The 17,632-nt window shown below is 40.8% G+C and carries 30 protein-coding genes; all 30 read left to right on the top strand.

All coding sequences use genetic code 11. The annotated features are described in order from the left end of the window. The first annotated feature begins 113 nt into the window (after window positions 1-113). The 30 genes from AC1Q8L_RS29155 to infA all read left to right on the top strand — a co-directional run bounded on the left by AC1Q8L_RS29155 (window position 114) and on the right by infA (window position 17,606). Entirely contained in the window at window positions 114-362 is a 249-nt protein-coding gene (locus tag AC1Q8L_RS29155; protein WP_000121833.1) for a 50S ribosomal protein L7ae-like protein, read from the top strand. Between the two features lie 114 nt (window positions 363-476). Continuing rightward, window positions 477-899, top strand: coding sequence for a 30S ribosomal protein S12 (rpsL, locus tag AC1Q8L_RS29150; RefSeq protein ID WP_001142341.1), 423 nt, complete (start codon window positions 477-479; stop codon window positions 897-899). A gap of 29 nt (window positions 900-928) precedes the next feature. Then, window positions 929-1,399 (top strand): 30S ribosomal protein S7, encoded by a 471-nt coding sequence (gene rpsG / locus AC1Q8L_RS29145; RefSeq protein WP_001137492.1) that lies wholly within the window; start codon window positions 929-931, stop codon window positions 1,397-1,399. 205 nt (window positions 1,400-1,604) lie between these two features. Then, window positions 1,605-3,683, top strand: coding sequence for an elongation factor G (gene fusA / locus AC1Q8L_RS29140; protein ID WP_000196384.1), 2,079 nt, complete (start codon window positions 1,605-1,607; stop codon window positions 3,681-3,683). 117 nt (window positions 3,684-3,800) lie between these two features. Next, window positions 3,801-4,988, top strand: a complete 1,188-nt coding sequence (gene tuf / locus AC1Q8L_RS29135) for an elongation factor Tu (RefSeq protein ID WP_001029617.1) — start codon at window positions 3,801-3,803, stop codon at window positions 4,986-4,988. 399 nt (window positions 4,989-5,387) lie between these two features. Beyond that, a complete protein-coding gene (gene rpsJ / locus AC1Q8L_RS29130) occupies window positions 5,388-5,696 on the top strand; it encodes a 30S ribosomal protein S10 (protein WP_001040595.1) in 309 nt (102 codons plus the stop codon). A 34-nt stretch (window positions 5,697-5,730) separates the two neighbouring features. Continuing rightward, on the top strand, window positions 5,731-6,363 hold the full coding sequence (rplC, locus tag AC1Q8L_RS29125; RefSeq protein ID WP_000160209.1) for a 50S ribosomal protein L3: 633 nt from the start codon (window positions 5,731-5,733) through the stop codon (window positions 6,361-6,363). Between the two features lie 25 nt (window positions 6,364-6,388). Next, window positions 6,389-7,012, top strand: a complete 624-nt coding sequence (gene rplD / locus AC1Q8L_RS29120; RefSeq protein WP_001127258.1) for a 50S ribosomal protein L4 — start codon at window positions 6,389-6,391, stop codon at window positions 7,010-7,012. Beyond that, window positions 7,012-7,302 carry a 50S ribosomal protein L23 gene (gene rplW / locus AC1Q8L_RS29115; protein ID WP_001205558.1) on the top strand — a complete coding sequence of 97 codons (291 nt, stop codon included), beginning with the start codon at window positions 7,012-7,014 and terminating at the stop codon, window positions 7,300-7,302. Before rplD ends, rplW begins: the two co-directional genes overlap by 1 nt. Window positions 7,303-7,330: 28 nt before the next feature. Beyond that, window positions 7,331-8,161, top strand: coding sequence for a 50S ribosomal protein L2 (gene rplB / locus AC1Q8L_RS29110; RefSeq protein ID WP_000511583.1), 831 nt, complete (start codon window positions 7,331-7,333; stop codon window positions 8,159-8,161). A gap of 60 nt (window positions 8,162-8,221) precedes the next feature. Next, window positions 8,222-8,500: a 30S ribosomal protein S19 gene (gene rpsS / locus AC1Q8L_RS29105; protein WP_000124454.1), complete on the top strand. Its 279-nt coding sequence runs from the start codon at window positions 8,222-8,224 to the stop codon at window positions 8,498-8,500. A gap of 17 nt (window positions 8,501-8,517) precedes the next feature. Beyond that, window positions 8,518-8,859 (top strand): 50S ribosomal protein L22, encoded by a 342-nt coding sequence (gene rplV / locus AC1Q8L_RS29100; protein WP_001148024.1) that lies wholly within the window; start codon window positions 8,518-8,520, stop codon window positions 8,857-8,859. Between the two features lie 3 nt (window positions 8,860-8,862). Continuing rightward, window positions 8,863-9,522, top strand: a complete 660-nt coding sequence (gene rpsC / locus AC1Q8L_RS29095) for a 30S ribosomal protein S3 (RefSeq protein WP_000529956.1) — start codon at window positions 8,863-8,865, stop codon at window positions 9,520-9,522. Between the two features lies 1 nt (window position 9,523). Continuing rightward, window positions 9,524-9,958, top strand: coding sequence for a 50S ribosomal protein L16 (gene rplP, locus AC1Q8L_RS29090; RefSeq protein ID WP_000928971.1), 435 nt, complete (start codon window positions 9,524-9,526; stop codon window positions 9,956-9,958). Next, window positions 9,948-10,148 (top strand): 50S ribosomal protein L29, encoded by a 201-nt coding sequence (gene rpmC, locus AC1Q8L_RS29085; RefSeq protein ID WP_000855718.1) that lies wholly within the window; start codon window positions 9,948-9,950, stop codon window positions 10,146-10,148. Before rplP ends, rpmC begins: the two co-directional genes overlap by 11 nt. Before the next feature lie 20 nt (window positions 10,149-10,168). Further along, entirely contained in the window at window positions 10,169-10,432 is a 264-nt protein-coding gene (gene rpsQ, locus AC1Q8L_RS29080; protein ID WP_000004106.1) for a 30S ribosomal protein S17, read from the top strand. A gap of 43 nt (window positions 10,433-10,475) precedes the next feature. Next, the gene (gene rplN / locus AC1Q8L_RS29075) at window positions 10,476-10,844 is read left to right on the top strand and encodes a 50S ribosomal protein L14 (protein WP_000615912.1); all 369 of its coding nucleotides are present in this window, start codon (window positions 10,476-10,478) and stop codon (window positions 10,842-10,844) included. A 38-nt stretch (window positions 10,845-10,882) separates the two neighbouring features. Next, the gene (gene rplX, locus AC1Q8L_RS29070; RefSeq protein ID WP_000558200.1) at window positions 10,883-11,194 is read left to right on the top strand and encodes a 50S ribosomal protein L24; all 312 of its coding nucleotides are present in this window, start codon (window positions 10,883-10,885) and stop codon (window positions 11,192-11,194) included. Window positions 11,195-11,220: 26 nt separating this feature from the next. Beyond that, window positions 11,221-11,760, top strand: coding sequence for a 50S ribosomal protein L5 (gene rplE / locus AC1Q8L_RS29065; RefSeq protein WP_001080829.1), 540 nt, complete (start codon window positions 11,221-11,223; stop codon window positions 11,758-11,760). A 33-nt stretch (window positions 11,761-11,793) separates the two neighbouring features. Beyond that, entirely contained in the window at window positions 11,794-11,979 is a 186-nt protein-coding gene (gene rpsN, locus AC1Q8L_RS29060; protein WP_001085700.1) for a 30S ribosomal protein S14, read from the top strand. A gap of 29 nt (window positions 11,980-12,008) precedes the next feature. Then, a complete protein-coding gene (gene rpsH / locus AC1Q8L_RS29055; RefSeq protein WP_000245511.1) occupies window positions 12,009-12,407 on the top strand; it encodes a 30S ribosomal protein S8 in 399 nt (132 codons plus the stop codon). A gap of 32 nt (window positions 12,408-12,439) precedes the next feature. Then, window positions 12,440-12,979: a 50S ribosomal protein L6 gene (gene rplF, locus AC1Q8L_RS29050; RefSeq protein ID WP_000086551.1), complete on the top strand. Its 540-nt coding sequence runs from the start codon at window positions 12,440-12,442 to the stop codon at window positions 12,977-12,979. Between the two features lie 33 nt (window positions 12,980-13,012). Beyond that, window positions 13,013-13,375 (top strand): 50S ribosomal protein L18, encoded by a 363-nt coding sequence (rplR, locus tag AC1Q8L_RS29045; protein ID WP_000628818.1) that lies wholly within the window; start codon window positions 13,013-13,015, stop codon window positions 13,373-13,375. A 21-nt stretch (window positions 13,376-13,396) separates the two neighbouring features. Beyond that, the gene (rpsE, locus tag AC1Q8L_RS29040) at window positions 13,397-13,897 is read left to right on the top strand and encodes a 30S ribosomal protein S5 (RefSeq protein ID WP_000554646.1); all 501 of its coding nucleotides are present in this window, start codon (window positions 13,397-13,399) and stop codon (window positions 13,895-13,897) included. 13 nt (window positions 13,898-13,910) lie between these two features. Then, window positions 13,911-14,093 (top strand): 50S ribosomal protein L30, encoded by a 183-nt coding sequence (gene rpmD / locus AC1Q8L_RS29035; protein WP_001085233.1) that lies wholly within the window; start codon window positions 13,911-13,913, stop codon window positions 14,091-14,093. 33 nt (window positions 14,094-14,126) lie between these two features. Next, window positions 14,127-14,567: a 50S ribosomal protein L15 gene (gene rplO / locus AC1Q8L_RS29030; protein WP_000766083.1), complete on the top strand. Its 441-nt coding sequence runs from the start codon at window positions 14,127-14,129 to the stop codon at window positions 14,565-14,567. Beyond that, on the top strand, window positions 14,567-15,868 hold the full coding sequence (secY, locus tag AC1Q8L_RS29025) for a preprotein translocase subunit SecY (RefSeq protein ID WP_000490118.1): 1,302 nt from the start codon (window positions 14,567-14,569) through the stop codon (window positions 15,866-15,868). Before rplO ends, secY begins: the two co-directional genes overlap by 1 nt. 54 nt (window positions 15,869-15,922) lie before the next feature. Further along, a complete protein-coding gene (locus AC1Q8L_RS29020; protein WP_001048997.1) occupies window positions 15,923-16,573 on the top strand; it encodes an adenylate kinase in 651 nt (216 codons plus the stop codon). After that, window positions 16,573-17,319 carry a type I methionyl aminopeptidase gene (map, locus tag AC1Q8L_RS29015; RefSeq protein ID WP_000582540.1) on the top strand — a complete coding sequence of 249 codons (747 nt, stop codon included), beginning with the start codon at window positions 16,573-16,575 and terminating at the stop codon, window positions 17,317-17,319. Before AC1Q8L_RS29020 ends, map begins: the two co-directional genes overlap by 1 nt. A 68-nt stretch (window positions 17,320-17,387) precedes the next feature. Then, on the top strand, window positions 17,388-17,606 hold the full coding sequence (infA, locus tag AC1Q8L_RS29010; protein ID WP_001029884.1) for a translation initiation factor IF-1: 219 nt from the start codon (window positions 17,388-17,390) through the stop codon (window positions 17,604-17,606). Window positions 17,607-17,632: the final 26 nt, after the last annotated feature.

Here is a 17,632-nt window from a genome sequence, read left to right as displayed (position 1 = left end):
AATTTTCCGTCGTAAATTTTGTATAAAAACATCTAATCCTAGTTGACATTGTATGAGTCAAAATGTTACTATAATCAAGGTTGCTCCTGAACGATGCTTTGGAGGATATTTATATGTCTTATCAAAAAGTGTCAAATGCTGAAAATGTAGTCGTTGGTCATAAACGCACATTGGAAGCAATCAAAAATGGTATAGTTAAAGAAGTTGTTATTGCAGAAGATGCTGATGTGCGGTTAACCCATGTTATCATTCGCACTGCTTTGCAACATAACATACCCATAACAAAGGTTGAATCAGTTCGTAAGCTTGGAAAAGTTTCGGGGATTCAAGTGGGAGCTTCAGCAATAGGAATAATAAGTTAAAACTGTTTTTGTGAGGAGAGAGCATTTGCTCTTCCTTGCAAAAACTTTGTTTTCAACTAATAATGAACCACCTGGATATGTGGTCATACAAACATGCGAAGGGAGGATAATCAAATGCCTACTATTAACCAATTAGTGAGAAATGGTCGTACTGATAAAGTATGGAAATCTAAATCACCTGCGTTAAACAAAGGATTTAACTCTTTAAAGAAAAAATCAACTGATATCTCTGCACCTCAAAAACGTGGTGTATGTACTCGTGTTGGTACAATGACTCCAAAGAAACCTAACTCAGCGTTACGTAAATACGCTCGTGTACGTTTAACAAACGGTATTGAAGTTACAGCTTACATCCCAGGTATCGGTCATAACTTACAAGAGCATAGCGTAGTATTAATTCGCGGTGGTCGAGTAAAGGATTTACCAGGGGTACGTTACCACATCGTTCGTGGAGCGCTTGATACAGCTGGTGTTGACAAACGTATGCAAGGACGTTCTAAATATGGTACTAAGCGACCAAAACCTGCTAAAAAATAATAAACTTATAATGAAAGGAGGAACTCAATATGCCTCGTAAAGGACCTGTTGCGAAACGTGACGTGTTACCAGATCCAATGTACAATTCTAAGCTAGTAACACGCCTTATCAACAAAATGATGGTTGACGGTAAAAAAGGTAAATCTCAAACAATTCTTTATAACGCTTTCGATATCGTTCGTGAACGTTCAGATAAAGAACCAATGGAAGTATTCGAGCAAGCTCTTAAGAACATCATGCCTGTTCTTGAAGTACGCGCTCGTCGTGTTGGTGGTGCTAACTACCAAGTTCCAGTTGAGGTTCGTCCAGAACGCCGTACAACTTTAGGTCTTCGCTGGTTAGTAAACTATGCTCGTCTTCGTGGTGAAAAAACTATGGAAGAGCGTCTAGCTTACGAAATCTTAGATGCAGCTAACAACGCTGGTGCATCTGTTAAGAAACGTGAAGACACTCATAAAATGGCAGAAGCTAACAAAGCATTTGCTCATTACCGTTGGTAGGATTCAACGTAAAATAAATGTATGCATAAACCGCTTTATTTGTCGCTTATGGAAGTGTGGAGAGGGAGAATGCCTCTCCCTTTCGTTGGGCGCTCGTTTTACATAATGAGGGTACTGGACACTGGCATATGTAACAATATAAAGTGGCTTTTTTGCTACTTAAAATAAAAAATCCAATCCATATATGGAAGGAGCAAGACACCAAATGACAAGAGAGTTCTCTTTAGAAAACACTCGTAATATTGGTATCATGGCTCACATCGATGCTGGTAAAACAACAGCAACTGAGCGTATTCTGTATTACACAGGACGTATTCATAAAATCGGTGAAACTCATGAAGGTGCATCTCAGATGGACTGGATGGAGCAAGAGCAAGAGCGTGGTATCACAATTACTTCTGCTGCAACTACAGCTCAATGGAAAGGTCACCGTGTAAACATCATTGATACTCCAGGACACGTAGACTTCACAGTAGAAGTAGAACGTTCTTTACGCGTACTTGATGGTGCGGTAGCAGTACTTGATGCACAATCTGGTGTAGAACCACAAACAGAAACTGTTTGGCGTCAGGCTACTACTTACGGTGTACCTCGTATCGTATTCGTTAACAAAATGGATAAGATCGGTGCAGATTTCTTATACTCTGTAGGAACAATCCACGATCGTTTACAAGCAAACGCACATCCAATTCAGTTACCAATCGGTGCTGAAGATGAGTTCAATGGTATCATTGACCTTGTTGAAGAGTGTGCTTACATGTACGGTAACGATTTAGGAACAGACATCGAGCGTGTCGAAATTCCTGAAGAGCACAAAGAACTAGCTGAAGAATACCGTGGAAAGCTTATTGAAGCGGTAGCTGAGCTTGATGAAGAAATGATGATGAAGTACCTAGAAGGTGAAGAAATCACTGTAGAAGAGCTTAAAGCTGGTATCCGTAAGGCTACAACTTCTGTAGAATTCTTCCCAGTAATCTGTGGTTCTGCATTCAAAAACAAAGGTGTTCAAATTCTGTTAGACGCAGTTATCGACTACCTACCATCTCCATTAGATGTACCTGCTATTAAAGGTACTCTTCCGGATACAGATGAAGAAGTAGAACGTAAGTCTAGCGATGAAGAACCATTCGCAGCTTTAGCATTCAAAATCATGACTGACCCTTATGTTGGTAAGTTAACGTTCTTCCGTGTGTACTCTGGTGTGTTAAACTCTGGATCATACGTGAAAAACTCAACTAAAGGTAAGCGTGAGCGTGTAGGACGTATCCTACAAATGCACGCTAACAGCCGTGAAGAGATTTCAACAGTTTACGCTGGTGATATCGCTGCTGCTGTAGGTTTAAAAGATACTACTACTGGTGATACTCTTTGTGACGAGAAGAGCCTTGTTATCCTTGAGTCTATGGAATTCCCAGAGCCAGTTATCTCTGTAGCTATCGAACCAAAATCTAAAGCTGACCAAGATAAAATGGGTACAGCATTATCTAAGCTTTCTGAAGAAGATCCAACATTCCGTGCTCACACTGACCAAGAAACTGGCCAAACTATCATCGCTGGTATGGGTGAACTTCACCTTGATATCATCGTTGACCGTATGCGCCGTGAATTCAAAGTCGAAGCAAACGTTGGTGCTCCTCAGGTAGCATACCGTGAAACTTTCCGCGCTGCTGCGAAAGTTGAAGGTAAGTTTGCTCGTCAATCTGGTGGACGTGGACAATTCGGTCACGTTTGGATTGAGTTTGCACCTAACGAAGAAGGTAAAGGATTTGAATTCGAAAACAAAATCGTCGGCGGTGTAGTTCCACGTGAATACATCCCAGCTGTTGGAGCGGGTCTTGAAGACTCACTTAAAAATGGTGTACTAGCTGGTTACCCACTAGTTGACATTAAAGCAGCATTAGTTGACGGTTCTTACCATGATGTCGATTCATCTGAGATGGCGTTCAAAATCGCTGCATCTATGGCACTTAAAGCTGCGGTTTCTAAATGTAACCCAGTAATTCTTGAGCCAATGATGAAAGTTGAAGTTGTAATTCCTGAAGAGTACATGGGAGACATCATGGGTGACGTAACATCTCGTCGTGGACGTGTAGAAGGTATGGAAGCTCGCGGTAACGCACAAGTTGTTCGCGCTATGGTTCCACTTTCTGAAATGTTCGGTTATGCGACAGCATTACGTTCTAACACTCAAGGACGCGGAACATTCTCAATGACATTTGATCATTATGAAGAAGTACCGAAGTCTGTTTCAGAAGAAATTATTAAAAAAAATAAAGGCGAATAATTGATTTTTATCAATTGTTCGAGTATAACTACTTATGTAAGCTTAGAAAGTGGGACGTAAGTTTCGCTTTCTAGTCTAAATATAAAATAACCTATATAAACTAAGGAGGAATTTAGAATGGCTAAAGCTAAATTCGAACGTTCTAAACCCCATGTTAACATCGGTACAATCGGCCACGTTGACCATGGTAAAACTACATTAACTGCTGCGATCACTACAGTTCTTGCAAAAGCTGGTGGTGCTGAAGCACGCGGATACGATCAAATCGACGCTGCTCCAGAAGAAAGAGAGCGCGGAATCACAATCTCAACTGCACACGTTGAGTACGAAACTGAAACTCGTCACTATGCACACGTTGACTGCCCAGGTCACGCTGACTATGTTAAAAACATGATCACTGGTGCTGCTCAAATGGACGGCGGTATCTTAGTAGTATCTGCTGCTGATGGCCCAATGCCTCAAACACGTGAGCACATCCTTCTTTCTCGTCAAGTAGGTGTTCCTTACATCGTTGTATTCTTAAACAAATGCGACATGGTAGACGACGAAGAATTATTAGAATTAGTAGAAATGGAAGTTCGTGACCTATTATCTGAATACGGATTCCCAGGCGACGACATTCCTGTAATCAAAGGTTCTGCTCTTAAAGCTCTTCAAGGAGAAGCTGATTGGGAAGCAAAAATCATTGAATTAATGACTGAAGTTGATGCTTACATCCCAACTCCAGAACGTGAAACTGACAAACCATTCTTAATGCCTATCGAGGATGTATTCTCTATCACAGGTCGTGGTACAGTTGCAACTGGTCGTGTAGAGCGCGGAATCGTTAAAGTTGGTGACGTAGTAGAAATCATCGGTCTTGCTGAAGAGAATGCTTCTACAACTGTAACTGGTGTAGAAATGTTCCGTAAACTTCTTGACCAAGCTCAAGCTGGAGACAACATCGGTGCTCTTCTTCGTGGGGTTGCTCGTGAAGACATCCAACGTGGACAAGTTCTTGCTAAAACTGGCTCTGTAAAAGCACACGCTAAATTCAAAGCTGAAGTTTTCGTATTATCTAAAGAAGAAGGTGGACGTCACACTCCATTCTTCGCTAACTACCGTCCTCAGTTCTACTTCCGTACAACTGACGTAACTGGTATCATCCAATTACCAGAAGGTACTGAAATGGTAATGCCTGGTGACAACATCGAAATGACTATCGAACTTATCGCTCCAATCGCTATCGAAGAGGGAACTAAATTCTCTATTCGTGAAGGTGGACGTACAGTAGGTTACGGTGTAGTTGCTACTATCGTTGAGTAATCTTAGCTGATATAAAAAAACCTAAGGGATTTTCCCTTAGGTTTTTTGTTTGCGTTTATATAAAGAAGAAGAGTGTGTTTTTTTGTTTTGACGAGTTTCTTCTATAGTAATATAAAAACAACAAAAGATAATCCAGAAACTGTAAAACGAATTCTGTTAGATGAAAACTTGAAATTCTTTAAAGTGCCATGTATAATAGCAAAAGTAGAGAAAAGCAGATGCAAACAAAAAGATGCTTGCATCTAGACGAATAACATTGTATAATAGACAATGTTGGTCTTTGACTGCGATGAAGTGGAAGGTTGCTGACACACCCGGCCGCTTTGCCATGGCATGGTGTGGGGAAATTTCCATGGAGAAGGTCTATTTTAGAAATAGGCGAACGAAGGAGGGAAAATAATGGCAAAAGAAAAAATTCGTATCCGTTTAAAAGCTTATGATCACCGTATTCTTGATCAATCAGCTGAGAAAATTGTAGAAACAGCTAAGCGTTCTGGGGCAACAGTTTCTGGTCCGATCCCATTACCAACTGAGAAGACTATTTACACAATTCTTCGTGCTGTTCATAAGTACAAAGATTCTCGTGAGCAATTCGAAATGCGCACACACAAACGTTTAATCGATATCGTGAGTCCTACTCCACAAACAGTAGATTCATTAATGCGTTTAGACTTACCGTCTGGTGTAGATATCGAAATCAAACTATAAATTATATAACTTAAAAATGTAGGAGGTGTAACTCATGACCAAAGGAATCTTAGGAAGAAAGATCGGTATGACTCAAGTATTTGCTGAGAACGGTGAGTTAATCCCAGTAACAGTTATCGCTGCTAATCCAAACGTTGTTCTTCAAAAGAAAACAACTGAAACTGATGGCTACAATGCAATCCAGTTAGGATTTGAAGATAAACGTGAAAAGTTAACTAACAAACCTGAACAAGGCCACACTGCTAAAGCATCTACAACTCCTAAGCGCTTCATTCGCGAAATCCGCGATGCAGACGTGGACGGATTAGAGGTTGGTCAAGAGGTAAAAGTTGAAGTTTTCGCTGCAGGTGAAATCGTTGACGTAACAGGAATTTCTAAAGGTAAAGGTTTCCAAGGTGTTATCAAACGCCACGGACAATCTCGCGGACCTATGTCTCATGGTTCTCGCTATCACCGTCGTCCAGGTTCAATGGGCCCAGTTGCTCCGAACCGTGTATTCAAAGGCAAAAAACTTGCTGGACGTATGGGTGGAGACCAAGTTACTATCCAAAACTTAGAAATCGTTCAAGTTGACACTGAGCGCAACTTATTACTAGTAAAAGGTAACGTTCCAGGTGCTAAGAAATCTCTTGTAGTTGTTCAAGGCGCTGTGAAGGTTAGCAAATAATTCACAATAGGAAGGAGGAATTCCAATGCCAAAAGTTACTGTATATAACCAAACTGGTTCACAGGTTGGTGAAATCGAATTAGCTGAAGCTATTTTCGGTATCGAACCAAATGAAGCTGTACTTTTCGAAGCTGTAATGATGCAACGTGCATCTTTACGTCAAGGTACACACAAAGTAAAAACTCGCTCTGAAGTTCGCGGTGGTGGTCGTAAACCATGGCGTCAAAAAGGAACTGGACGTGCTCGTCAAGGGTCTATCCGCTCTCCTCAATGGCGTGGTGGTGGTACGGTATTCGGACCTACACCAAGAAGCTATGCGTACAAACTTCCTAAGAAAGTTCGTCGTTTAGCAATCAAATCTGCATTAGCTACTAAAGTAGTTGAGAACAACATTGTAGTTCTTGAAGACCTAGTGTTAAATGCACCAAAAACAAAAGACATGCTAGCAGTACTTAAAGGATTAACTGTTGAGAAGAAAGCTCTTATCGTAACTGCTGATGCAAACGAATCTGTAGAGTTATCTGCTCGCAATATCCCTGGAGTAACAGTAATCACTGCTGATGGCGTAAACGTTTTAGACGTGCTTCATCATGATAAGCTAATCATGACAAAAGCGGCAGTGGAAAAAGTAGAGGAGGTGCTTGCATAATGAGAGATCCTCGTGATATCATTAAGCGCCCAGTTATCACTGAACGTTCTATGGAAATGATGGCTGAAAAAAAATACACGTTCGATGTGGACGTTAAATCTAATAAAACAGAAGTTAAAGATGCTCTTGAAGCGATCTTTGGTGTTAAAGTAGAAAAAGTGAACATCATGAACTACAAGCCGAAAGCAAAACGCGTTGGTCGTCACGCTGGTTTTACTAGCCGTCGTCGTAAAGCAATCGTTAAGCTAACTGCTGACAGCAAAGAAATCGAAATCTTCCAAGGCGTTTAATTCTTACTAAAGAAGGAGGGAAATTGAGATGGGAATTAAAAAGTATAATCCAACTACTAACGGTCGTCGTAATATGACTACGAATGATTTCGCTGAAATCACGACTGACAGACCCGAAAAGTCATTACTTGCTCCTTTAAGCAAGAAGGCTGGTCGTAATAACCAAGGTAAAATTACTGTACGTCATCAAGGTGGCGGACATAAGCGTCAATACCGTATCATCGACTTTAAGCGTAACAAAGATGGAATTCCAGGACGCGTTGCTACGATCGAATACGATCCAAACCGCTCTGCGAATATCGCATTAATTAACTACGTTGACGGTGAAAAACGTTACATTCTTGCTCCTAAATCTTTAGAAGTAGGTATGGAAGTTATGTCTGGCCCAGAAGCTGACATCAAAATCGGTAACGCATTACCATTAATCAACATTCCAGTAGGTACTGTTGTTCATAACATCGAGCTTAAGCCTGGTCGTGGCGGACAATTAGTTCGTTCTGCTGGTACATCTGCTCAAGTACTTGGTAAAGAAGGTAAATACGTACTTGTACGTTTAACTTCTGGTGAAGTACGTCTTGTATTATCTGCTTGTCGCGCTTCAATCGGTCAAGTAGGTAACGAACAACACGAACTTATCAAAATCGGTAAAGCAGGTCGCTCTCGCTGGTTAGGTAAACGCCCAACAGTTCGTGGTTCTGTAATGAACCCGGTTGATCACCCACACGGTGGTGGTGAAGGACGTTCTCCAATCGGACGTAAGTCTCCAATGTCTCCATGGGGTAAACCAACTCTTGGATTCAAGACTCGTAAGAAAAACAAAGCGTCTGACAAATTCATCGTTCGTCGTCGTAAAAAATAATGGGATTGTAGTACGGTTCATTTCTAGAACCGTACGCCAATCACGAAGGGAGGCACCAAAATGGCTCGTAGCTTAAAAAAAGGACCATTTGTCGATGATCACTTAATGAGCAAAATGGAAAAATTAGTTGCATCTGAGCAAAAACAAGTTGTTAAAACTTGGTCTCGCCGTTCAACAATCTTCCCTCAGTTCATCGGACACACAATCGCTGTATATGATGGTCGTAAACACGTACCTGTGTACATCACTGAGGATATGGTTGGCCATAAGTTAGGTGAATTCGCACCAACTCGTACGTATAAAGGTCACCTTGCTGACGATAAGAAAACTAGAAGATAATGAGAGGAGGCACTTCAATGCAAGCTAAAGCAGTAGCGAGAACAGTTCGTATTGCTCCTCGTAAAGTTCGTTTAGTAGTAGACTTAATCCGAGGTAAGCAAGTGGGTGAAGCGATTGCTATCCTTAACCACACACCAAAAACTGCTTCTCCAGTTGTAGAAAAAGTTTTAAAATCTGCAATCGCAAATGCAGAGCACAATTATGAGATGGACATTAACAACCTAGTTGTTGAAAAAGTCTTCGTTGACGAAGGTCCAACGTTGAAACGTTTCCGTCCACGTGCAATGGGTCGTGCAAGCCAAATTAACAAACGCACAAGCCACATTACAGTTGTGGTATCAGAAAAGAAGGAGGGATAATCGATGGGTCAAAAGGTTAATCCAATTGGTCTTCGTGTCGGTGTTATCCGTGACTGGGAATCTCGTTGGTTCGCTGAGAAAGATTACGCTACATTATTACATGAAGACATCAAAATCCGTGAGTACATTAATGTACGCTTAAAAGATTCTGCTGTTGCTAAAGTAGAAATCGAACGTGCAGCAAATCGTGTAAATGTTACAATTCACACTGCAAAACCTGGTATGGTAATTGGTAAAGGTGGTACTGAAGTTGAAGCACTTCGTAAAGCTCTTAACCAATTAACAGGCAAGCGTGTACACATCAACATTTTAGAAGTTAAGAGAGCTGATCTTAACGCTAAATTAGTAGGCGAAAACATCGCTCGTCAATTAGAAAACCGTGTATCATTCCGTCGTGCACAAAAGCAAGTTATTCAACGTGCTATGCGTGCAGGTGCTAAAGGTATTAAAACACAGGTTTCTGGTCGTCTTGGCGGAGCTGATATCGCTCGTGCAGAATCTTACAGTGAAGGAACTGTTCCACTTCATACACTTCGCGCTGATATTGACTATGCAGCAGTTGAAGCTGATACAACATACGGTAAATTAGGCGTAAAAGTATGGATCTACCGTGGAGAAGTCCTTCCTACAAAAAAGAAAGCTTCTGAGGAAGGAGGAAAATAATATGTTAATGCCAAAACGCGTAAAATATCGTAGAGAGCATCGTGGTAAAATGCGTGGTCGTGCTAAAGGTGGAACTGAAGTTGCTTTCGGTGAATTCGGTTTACAAGCACAAGCTGCTTCATGGATTACAAACCGTCAAATCGAAGCTGCTCGTCGTGCAATGACTCGTTACATGAAACGTGGCGGTAAAGTATGGATTAAAATTTTCCCTTCTAAACCTTACACTGCAAAACCTCTAGAAGTACGTATGGGTTCCGGTAAAGGGGCACCAGAAGGCTGGGTAGCAGTAGTAAAACCTGGGAAAATTATGTTCGAAATCGCGGGTGTATCTGAAGAGGTAGCACGCGAAGCATTACGTCTTGCAGCTCACAAGTTACCTGTGAAATGTAAATTCGTAAAACGTGAAGAAAATGGTGGTGAATCTAATGAAAACTAATGATATTCGTGAATTAACCACTGCCGAAATCGAAACAAAAGTTAAAGCTTTAAAGGAAGAGTTGTTTAATCTTCGCTTCCAACTTGCTACAGGACAATTAGAGAATCCAACTCGCATTCGTGAAGTGCGTAAAGCAATTGCTCGTATGAAAACTGTAGTTCGTGAAAGAGAGATCGGAATTAATCGATAAATTGAGGGGAGGTTTGCATAGTGAGCGAACGTAACCAACGCAAAGTTTATACTGGTCGTGTAGTGTCTGACAAAATGGACAAAACGATTACAGTTTTAGTTGAAACTTACAAAACTCATTCCTTGTACGGAAAACGTGTTAAGTATTCTAAGAAGTACAAAGCCCATGATGAGCAAAACCAAGCGAAACTTGGCGATATCGTTAAAATCATGGAAACTCGCCCGCTTTCTGCTACTAAGCGTTTCCGTTTAGTTGAAATCGTTGAAGAAGCGGTTATTATCTAAATAGACGAATCGGAATTTTTAGTCCGAAGGGAGGTTTCATAACATGATCCAACAAGAATCTCGTTTGAAAGTTGCTGACAACTCTGGTGCACGTGAACTTTTAACAATTAAAGTATTAGGCGGCTCTGGTCGTAAATATGCTAACATTGGTGACATTATCGTTGCTACGGTAAAACAAGCAACACCAGGTGGCGTTGTTAAAAAAGGTGACGTTGTTAAAGCAGTAGTAGTACGTACGAAGAGCGGAGCTCGTCGTCCGGACGGTTCTTACATCAAATTTGATGAAAACGCAGCGGTTATCATTAAAGACGATAAGAGCCCACGTGGTACTCGTATCTTCGGACCAGTAGCTCGTGAATTACGTGATAGCAACTTCATGAAGATCGTTTCTTTAGCTCCAGAAGTTCTATAATTTAAGGTATTGCCTTGCTAAGGAGGTGCAGAATTAAGATGCATGTAAAAAAAGGTGATAAAGTACAGGTAATCACTGGTAAAGACAAAGGAAAACAAGGCGTTATCCTTGTGGCTTTCCCAAAGCAAAACCGTGTTATCGTTGAGGGTGTTAACATCGTTAAAAAACACTCTAAGCCATCTCAATTAAATCCACAAGGTGGAATTATTACTAAAGAAGCACCTATTCACGTTTCTAACGTTATGATTTTAGATCCGAAAACAGGTGAACCTACTCGCGTAGGCTTCAAAGTAGAAGATGGTAAAAAAGTTCGTATTGCAAAAAAATCTGGTGAATTATTAGATAAATAATTTTCTTAAGAAAGGAGGTCACTTCATTGAATCGCCTTAAAGAGAAGTTCCAAAAGGAAATTACTCCTGCTCTAGTGAGCAAGTTTAACTATAAATCTGTGATGGAAGTACCGAAAATCGAAAAGATCGTAATCAACACTGGTGTTGGTGACGCGGTATCTAACTCAAAAGCTTTAGACAATGCAGTAGAAGAATTAACACAAATCGCAGGTCAAAAACCTGTTGTAACTCGTGCTAAAAAATCAATCGCTGGTTTCCGTCTTCGTGAAGGTATGCCAATCGGTGCGAAAGTAACTTTACGCGGCGAGCAAATGTATGAGTTCTTCGACAAATTAGTATCGGTTTCTTTACCACGTGTACGTGATTTCCGTGGTGTTTCTAAGAAATCATTCGATGGTCGTGGGAACTACACATTAGGTGTTAAAGAGCAACTTATCTTCCCTGAGATTGATTATGATAAAGTAAGCAAAGTACGCGGTATGGACATCGTAATCGTTACTACAGCGAAAACTGATGAAGAAGCTCGTGAACTTTTAACACAATTCGGTATGCCATTCCAAAAATAATGGAAGCCAACGCTAAGTAGAGGAGGCGAAAACGTGGCTAAAAAATCTATGATAGCGAAACAAAAGCGTACTCCTAAGTTTAAAGTACAAGAGTATACACGTTGCGAACGCTGCGGTCGTCCGCATTCTGTATACCGCAAATTTAAACTTTGCCGTATTTGTTTCCGTGAACTTGCATATAAAGGTCAAATTCCTGGTGTTAAAAAAGCTAGTTGGTAAAACCCACAAATGGGAAGGAGGTAAAACACATGGTGATGACAGATCCAATTGCAGACATGCTTACTCGCATCCGTAATGCGAACATGGTACGTCATGAGAAATTAGAGGTTCCTGCTTCTAAAATCAAAAAAGAGATCGCTGAACTTTTAAAACGTGAAGGTTTCATTCGTGATGTAGAATACATCGAGGATAACAAACAAGGTATCCTTCGTATTTTCCTGAAATATGGTGCAAACAATGAACGTGTAATCACTGGATTAAAACGTATCAGTAAACCTGGCTTACGCGTTTACGCTAAAGCTGACGAAGTACCACGTGTACTTAACGGATTAGGTATCGCTCTTGTTTCTACATCTAAGGGAGTAATGACAGACAAAGACGCTCGTCAATTACAAACTGGTGGAGAAGTAGTAGCATACGTTTGGTAATATATATTTAAAACGAACGGAGGTGTGACCACATGTCTCGTATTGGTAAAAAGATTCTTGAAATCCCTGCAGGTGTTACTATTACAATTGCAGAAGACAATACTGTAACAGTAAAAGGCCCTAAAGGTGAATTAACTCGTAAATTCAATGCTGATATGTCTATCAAAATTGAAGAAAATACACTAACAGTTGAGCGTCCATCTGAACAGAAGGAACACCGTGCATTACACGGTACAACTCGTGCTTTAATCGGAAACATGGTTGAAGGTGTAACTGCAGGTTTCGCACGCGGACTTGAATTAGTCGGTGTTGGTTACCGTGCTCAAAAACAAGGAGATAAACTTGTTTTAAGCGTAGGTTATTCTCATCCAGTAGAAATGACTCCGGAAGCAGGTCTTGAAGTTGAAGTACCTGCACCAACTAAAATCGTAATTAAAGGTATCGACAAGCAACGTGTTGGCGAATTTGCTGCTAACATCCGTGCTGTACGTGCTCCTGAGCCTTACAAAGGTAAAGGTATTCGTTACGAAGGCGAAGTTGTTCGTCGTAAAGAAGGTAAAACTGCTAAGTAAACCCGTTAGGTGAGAGAAAGGAGTGACAAGAAAATGATCACTAAAGCTGATAAAAATGCGACTCGTAAGAAAAGACATGCACGTGTACGTGCTAAACTTACTGGTACTGCAGAGCGTCCACGTTTAAACGTGTTCCGTTCTAACCAACATATTTACGCTCAAGTTATTGATGATGTGAATGGTGTAACGTTAGTAAGTGCATCTACTCTTGATAAAGACCTTGCTCTTAACGGTACTAGCAATACTGAAGCTGCTACGAAAGTTGGAGAATCAGTTGCTAAGCGTGCTGTAGAGAAAGGCGTTAAAGAAGTAGTATTTGATCGCGGTGGTTACTTATACCATGGCCGTGTTAAAGCTCTAGCTGAAGCTGCTCGTGAGGCTGGATTACAATTTTAATGGTCAAAGGAGGGAAAATTGATGCATCGCATTGACCCAAGTAAATTAGAACTTGAAGAACGTGTAGTTACGATAAATCGTGTCGCGAAAGTTGTTAAGGGTGGTCGTCGTTTCCGCTTTGCTGCACTAGTTGTAGTTGGCGATAAAAACGGTCATGTTGGATTCGGTACTGGTAAAGCACAAGAGGTACCAGACGCAATCCGCAAAGCTATCGAAGACGCTAAGAAAAACTTAATCGCTGTACCATTAGTTGGTACAACAATTCCACACACAATCAACGGTCACTTTGGAGCTGGTGAAGTATTCTTAAAACCTGCTGCTGAAGGTACTGGTGTTATTGCTGGTGGACCTGTTCGTGCGGTACTTGAATTAGCTGGTGTACAAGATATTCTTTCGAAATCTCTTGGTTCTAACACACCAATCAACATGATTCGCGCTACTGTGAACGGATTAAGCGAACTTAAGCGCGCTGAAGATGTTGCAAAATTACGCGGTAAATCTGTAGAAGAGCTACTAGGTTAAGGAGGGAAAACAAATGGCGAAAAAGTTAGAAATTACCCTCACTCGTAGTGTAATTGGTCGTCCACAAGATCAACGTGCGACGGTAGAAGCTTTAGGTCTTAAAAAGTTGAATTCAACTGTAGTTAAGGAAGAAACTCCTGCTATTCTTGGTATGATCAACAAAGTTTCTCACCTTTTAACTGTAAAAGAAGCTTAAGGATAACTCATTAATATAAGGAGGTGCCTGGGAATGAAACTTCATGAATTAAAACCTGCAGAAGGTTCTCGTAAAGTACGTAACCGTGTCGGTCGTGGTATCGGTTCTGGTAACGGTAAAACTGCTGGTAAAGGTCATAAAGGACAAAACGCACGTTCTGGTGGCGGTGTTCGTCTTGGCTTCGAAGGTGGTCAAACTCCATTATTCCGTCGTTTACCAAAACGCGGCTTCACAAACATTAACCGTAAAGAGTTTACTATTGTAAACTTATCAACGTTAAATCGTTTTGAAGATGGTACAGAAGTAACACCTGAATTATTGCTGGAAACTGGCGTTATCAGCAAGTTAAACGACGGTGTTAAAATTCTTGCAAGCGGAGCAGTAGAGAAAAAACTAACTGTTAAAGCGCACAAGTTCTCTTCAAGTGCTAAAGAAGCAATTGAAGCAGCTGGCGGATCAGTTGAGGTGATCTAATGTTTCGTACAATCTCCAACTTTATGCGCGTTGCTGAGATAAGACGTAAAATATTATTCACTTTAGCGATGTTAATCGTATTCAGGATTGGCACGTTTATCCCAGTGCCATTTACAAATGGAGACGTACTGAAAGCACAAGACCAATTAAATGCTTTAGGTATTCTAAATACATTTGGCGGTGGCGCCTTGAAAAACTTCTCCATCTTTGCGATGGGAATCATGCCGTATATTACAGCATCCATCATCGTGCAATTATTGCAGATGGATGTTGTTCCTAAATTTTCGGAATGGTCGAAGCAAGGTGAAATGGGCCGTCGTAAACTAACGCAATTCACGCGTTACTTTACAATTGTTCTTGCGTTTATTCAGGGGTTTGGTATGTCAATCGGTTTTAACGGTATGGTAGGTGGGCAATTAATTTTGAATCCTGGTTGGAGCACTTATTTATACATTGCTACGGTACTGACTGCTGGTACTGCATTTTTAATGTGGTTAGGCGAACAGATTACAGCTAAAGGTGTGGGTAATGGTATTTCCATCCTTATCTTTGGCGGTATTGCTGCAGCGATCCCAAGTGTTATATCTCAAGTGTATCAACAACAGTTTCAAAATATCGGAGATCAATTGTTCATGAGTATCGTTAAAGTTGCATTGATTTTACTAGCTGTGCTAGCAGTTATTGTTGGTGTTATTTTCATTCAACAAGCTGTTAGAAAGATCCCAATTCAATACGCGAAGCGTGTAACAGGAGGGAATGGGAATCATGCTGGAGCACAAAACACACATTTACCGCTTAAGGTAAATAGTGCGGGTGTTATTCCAGTCATTTTTGCTGTTTCATTCTTAATTACGCCTCCAACTATTGCACAGTTCTTCCCGAAACATGATGTATCGCAGTGGATTATTGCAAACTTTAACTATTCTCACCCAGTGGGAATGATCATATATGTTGCGCTCATTGTAGCCTTCACATATTTCTATGCGTTTGTTCAGGTTAATCCAGAGCAAATGTCAGAGAATCTAAACAAGCAAGGTGGATATGTTCCAGGTATTCGTCCGGGTAAGAATACAGAACAATATCTAACAAAAATCTTGTATCGTTTGACCTTTGTAGGATCAATTTTCCTAGCAGCGATTGCAATCTTACCAGTTATCTTTACGAAATTGGGAAATCTTCCTCCATCTGCACAGATTGGTGGAACGAGTATGTTAATCGTTGTCGGCGTTGCTTTAGAAACAATGAAGCAGCTAGAAAGCCAACTGGTAAAACGCCATTACAAAGGGTTTATCAAGCAGTGAGTAAGTGGGAAGAACCATCTTCCCTACATGCTCATGTACTGAGGGGGAACAAGGATGAACTTAATTTTAATGGGGCTTCCTGGTGCTGGTAAAGGTACACAAGCCGAACAGATTGTAGCCAAGTATAACATCCCTCACATTTCAACAGGAGATATGTTCCGTGCAGCTATGAAGGCTGAAACTGAAATGGGTCTACAAGCAAAATCTTTTATTGATAAAGGTGCACTTGTTCCAGATGAAGTTACAATCGGAATTGTTCGTGAACGTTTAAGTCAAGAAGACTGCGTAAGAGGTTTCTTACTAGACGGTTTCCCACGAACTGTTGCACAAGCATCAGCTCTTGAAGAGATTATGAAAGATCTTGGCAAAAAAATCGACTATGTTTTAAACATTAATGTGGATTCAGGGTTGTTATTAAAACGCCTTACAGGCCGTCGCATTTGTAAAGAGTGCGGTGCGACTTACCACTTAGAATTCAATCCACCAGCAACAGCTGATGTGTGCGATAAATGTGGTGGCGAATTATACCAACGCTCTGATGACAATGAAGAAACTGTAGCAAATCGTTTAGATGTGAATATTAAGCAAACAAAACCTTTGCTTGATTTCTACGACGAGCTTGGTTACTTAAAAAGCATTAATGGTGAGCAAGATATCAATAAAGTATTTGCTGATATCGATGTTCTCATCGGAGGCTTAGCGTAATGATCATCTGCAAAACTCCTCGCGAGATAGAAATCATGCGAGAAGCTGGCAGAATCGTTGCTTTAACTCATCAAGAGTTGAAACAGCACATTACTCCAGGAATTACAACGAAAGAGCTCGATCAAATAGCGGAAAAGACGATTCAAAAATATGGTGCTACGCCATCTTTTAAAGGATACAACGGATTTCCGGGGAGCATATGTGCTTCTGTAAATGAAGAGCTTGTACACGGAATTCCAGGAAAGCGCAAGCTCAAAGAGGGCGATATCATCAGTATCGATATTGGTGCGAAATACAATGGGTACCATGGAGATTCTGCATGGACGTATCCAGTTGGAAACATTTCTGAATCTGTTCAAAAGCTACTTGATGTCACAGAAAAATCGTTGTATCTTGGTCTAGAACAAGTAAAACCAGGCGAGAGATTATCAAATATCTCACATGCGGTTCAAACCCATGCTGAAGAGAATGGATTCTCGATCGTTAGGGAGTATGTTGGTCACGGAATCGGGCAAGACTTACATGAGGACCCTCAAATCCCGCACTATGGTCCACCAAATAGAGGCCCTAGATTAAAGTCGGGAATGGTCATCTGTGTTGAGCCGATGGTGAATCAAGGAAGACGATATGTAAAAACACTATCTGATGACTGGACAGTGGTAACGGTAGATGGTAAATGGTGTGCCCATTTTGAGCACACGATTGCTCTTACAGAAGCAGGATACGAAATCCTTACCACTTTATAAGTAGCTGGCTCTCCGGGATTTCAGAGCAGTGTAAAATGTTACTGATTTGAAGAAGGGAGAACTATTGAATGGCTAAAGATGATGTAATTGAAGTCGAAGGTACCGTTCTTGAAACGTTGCCAAATGCTATGTTCAAAGTAGAATTAGAGAATGGGCATGTCGTATTGGCTCACGTTTCTGGTAAAATCCGTATGAACTTCATTCGTATTTTACCAGGAGACAAAGTTACGGTAGAATTATCTCCGTACGATTTAAATCGTGGTCGTATTACGTACCGTTTTAAATAATATAGCACTCCGTAATCTTTAAGGAG

The sequence above is a fragment of the Bacillus sp. GW823-FHT06A11 genome (assembly GCF_058795355.1).
Note: the sequence above shows the minus strand (reverse complement) of the source record. Positions and strands in the feature narration are given on the sequence as shown.

Coding starts and splice junctions, on each gene's coding strand:
- rplN (WP_000615912.1), top strand. CDS start 10,476: ATGATCCAACAAGAATCTCGTTTGAAAGTTGCTGACAACTCTGGTGCA.
- map (WP_000582540.1), top strand. CDS start 16,573: ATGATCATCTGCAAAACTCCTCGCGAGATAGAAATCATGCGAGAAGCT.
- rplV (WP_001148024.1), top strand. CDS start 8,518: ATGCAAGCTAAAGCAGTAGCGAGAACAGTTCGTATTGCTCCTCGTAAA.
- rpsG (WP_001137492.1), top strand. CDS start 929: ATGCCTCGTAAAGGACCTGTTGCGAAACGTGACGTGTTACCAGATCCA.
- rplX (WP_000558200.1), top strand. CDS start 10,883: ATGCATGTAAAAAAAGGTGATAAAGTACAGGTAATCACTGGTAAAGAC.
- rpsE (WP_000554646.1), top strand. CDS start 13,397: ATGCATCGCATTGACCCAAGTAAATTAGAACTTGAAGAACGTGTAGTT.
- rplP (WP_000928971.1), top strand. CDS start 9,524: ATGTTAATGCCAAAACGCGTAAAATATCGTAGAGAGCATCGTGGTAAA.
- infA (WP_001029884.1), top strand. CDS start 17,388: ATGGCTAAAGATGATGTAATTGAAGTCGAAGGTACCGTTCTTGAAACG.
- secY (WP_000490118.1), top strand. CDS start 14,567: ATGTTTCGTACAATCTCCAACTTTATGCGCGTTGCTGAGATAAGACGT.
- rplD (WP_001127258.1), top strand. CDS start 6,389: ATGCCAAAAGTTACTGTATATAACCAAACTGGTTCACAGGTTGGTGAA.
- rplB (WP_000511583.1), top strand. CDS start 7,331: ATGGGAATTAAAAAGTATAATCCAACTACTAACGGTCGTCGTAATATG.
- rpsS (WP_000124454.1), top strand. CDS start 8,222: ATGGCTCGTAGCTTAAAAAAAGGACCATTTGTCGATGATCACTTAATG.
- rpmD (WP_001085233.1), top strand. CDS start 13,911: ATGGCGAAAAAGTTAGAAATTACCCTCACTCGTAGTGTAATTGGTCGT.
- fusA (WP_000196384.1), top strand. CDS start 1,605: ATGACAAGAGAGTTCTCTTTAGAAAACACTCGTAATATTGGTATCATG.
- rplC (WP_000160209.1), top strand. CDS start 5,731: ATGACCAAAGGAATCTTAGGAAGAAAGATCGGTATGACTCAAGTATTT.
- rpmC (WP_000855718.1), top strand. CDS start 9,948: ATGAAAACTAATGATATTCGTGAATTAACCACTGCCGAAATCGAAACA.
- rplF (WP_000086551.1), top strand. CDS start 12,440: ATGTCTCGTATTGGTAAAAAGATTCTTGAAATCCCTGCAGGTGTTACT.
- rplO (WP_000766083.1), top strand. CDS start 14,127: ATGAAACTTCATGAATTAAAACCTGCAGAAGGTTCTCGTAAAGTACGT.
- AC1Q8L_RS29155 (WP_000121833.1), top strand. CDS start 114: ATGTCTTATCAAAAAGTGTCAAATGCTGAAAATGTAGTCGTTGGTCAT.
- AC1Q8L_RS29020 (WP_001048997.1), top strand. CDS start 15,923: ATGAACTTAATTTTAATGGGGCTTCCTGGTGCTGGTAAAGGTACACAA.
- rpsL (WP_001142341.1), top strand. CDS start 477: ATGCCTACTATTAACCAATTAGTGAGAAATGGTCGTACTGATAAAGTA.
- rpsC (WP_000529956.1), top strand. CDS start 8,863: ATGGGTCAAAAGGTTAATCCAATTGGTCTTCGTGTCGGTGTTATCCGT.
- tuf (WP_001029617.1), top strand. CDS start 3,801: ATGGCTAAAGCTAAATTCGAACGTTCTAAACCCCATGTTAACATCGGT.
- rpsH (WP_000245511.1), top strand. CDS start 12,009: ATGGTGATGACAGATCCAATTGCAGACATGCTTACTCGCATCCGTAAT.
- rplW (WP_001205558.1), top strand. CDS start 7,012: ATGAGAGATCCTCGTGATATCATTAAGCGCCCAGTTATCACTGAACGT.
- rpsJ (WP_001040595.1), top strand. CDS start 5,388: ATGGCAAAAGAAAAAATTCGTATCCGTTTAAAAGCTTATGATCACCGT.
- rplR (WP_000628818.1), top strand. CDS start 13,013: ATGATCACTAAAGCTGATAAAAATGCGACTCGTAAGAAAAGACATGCA.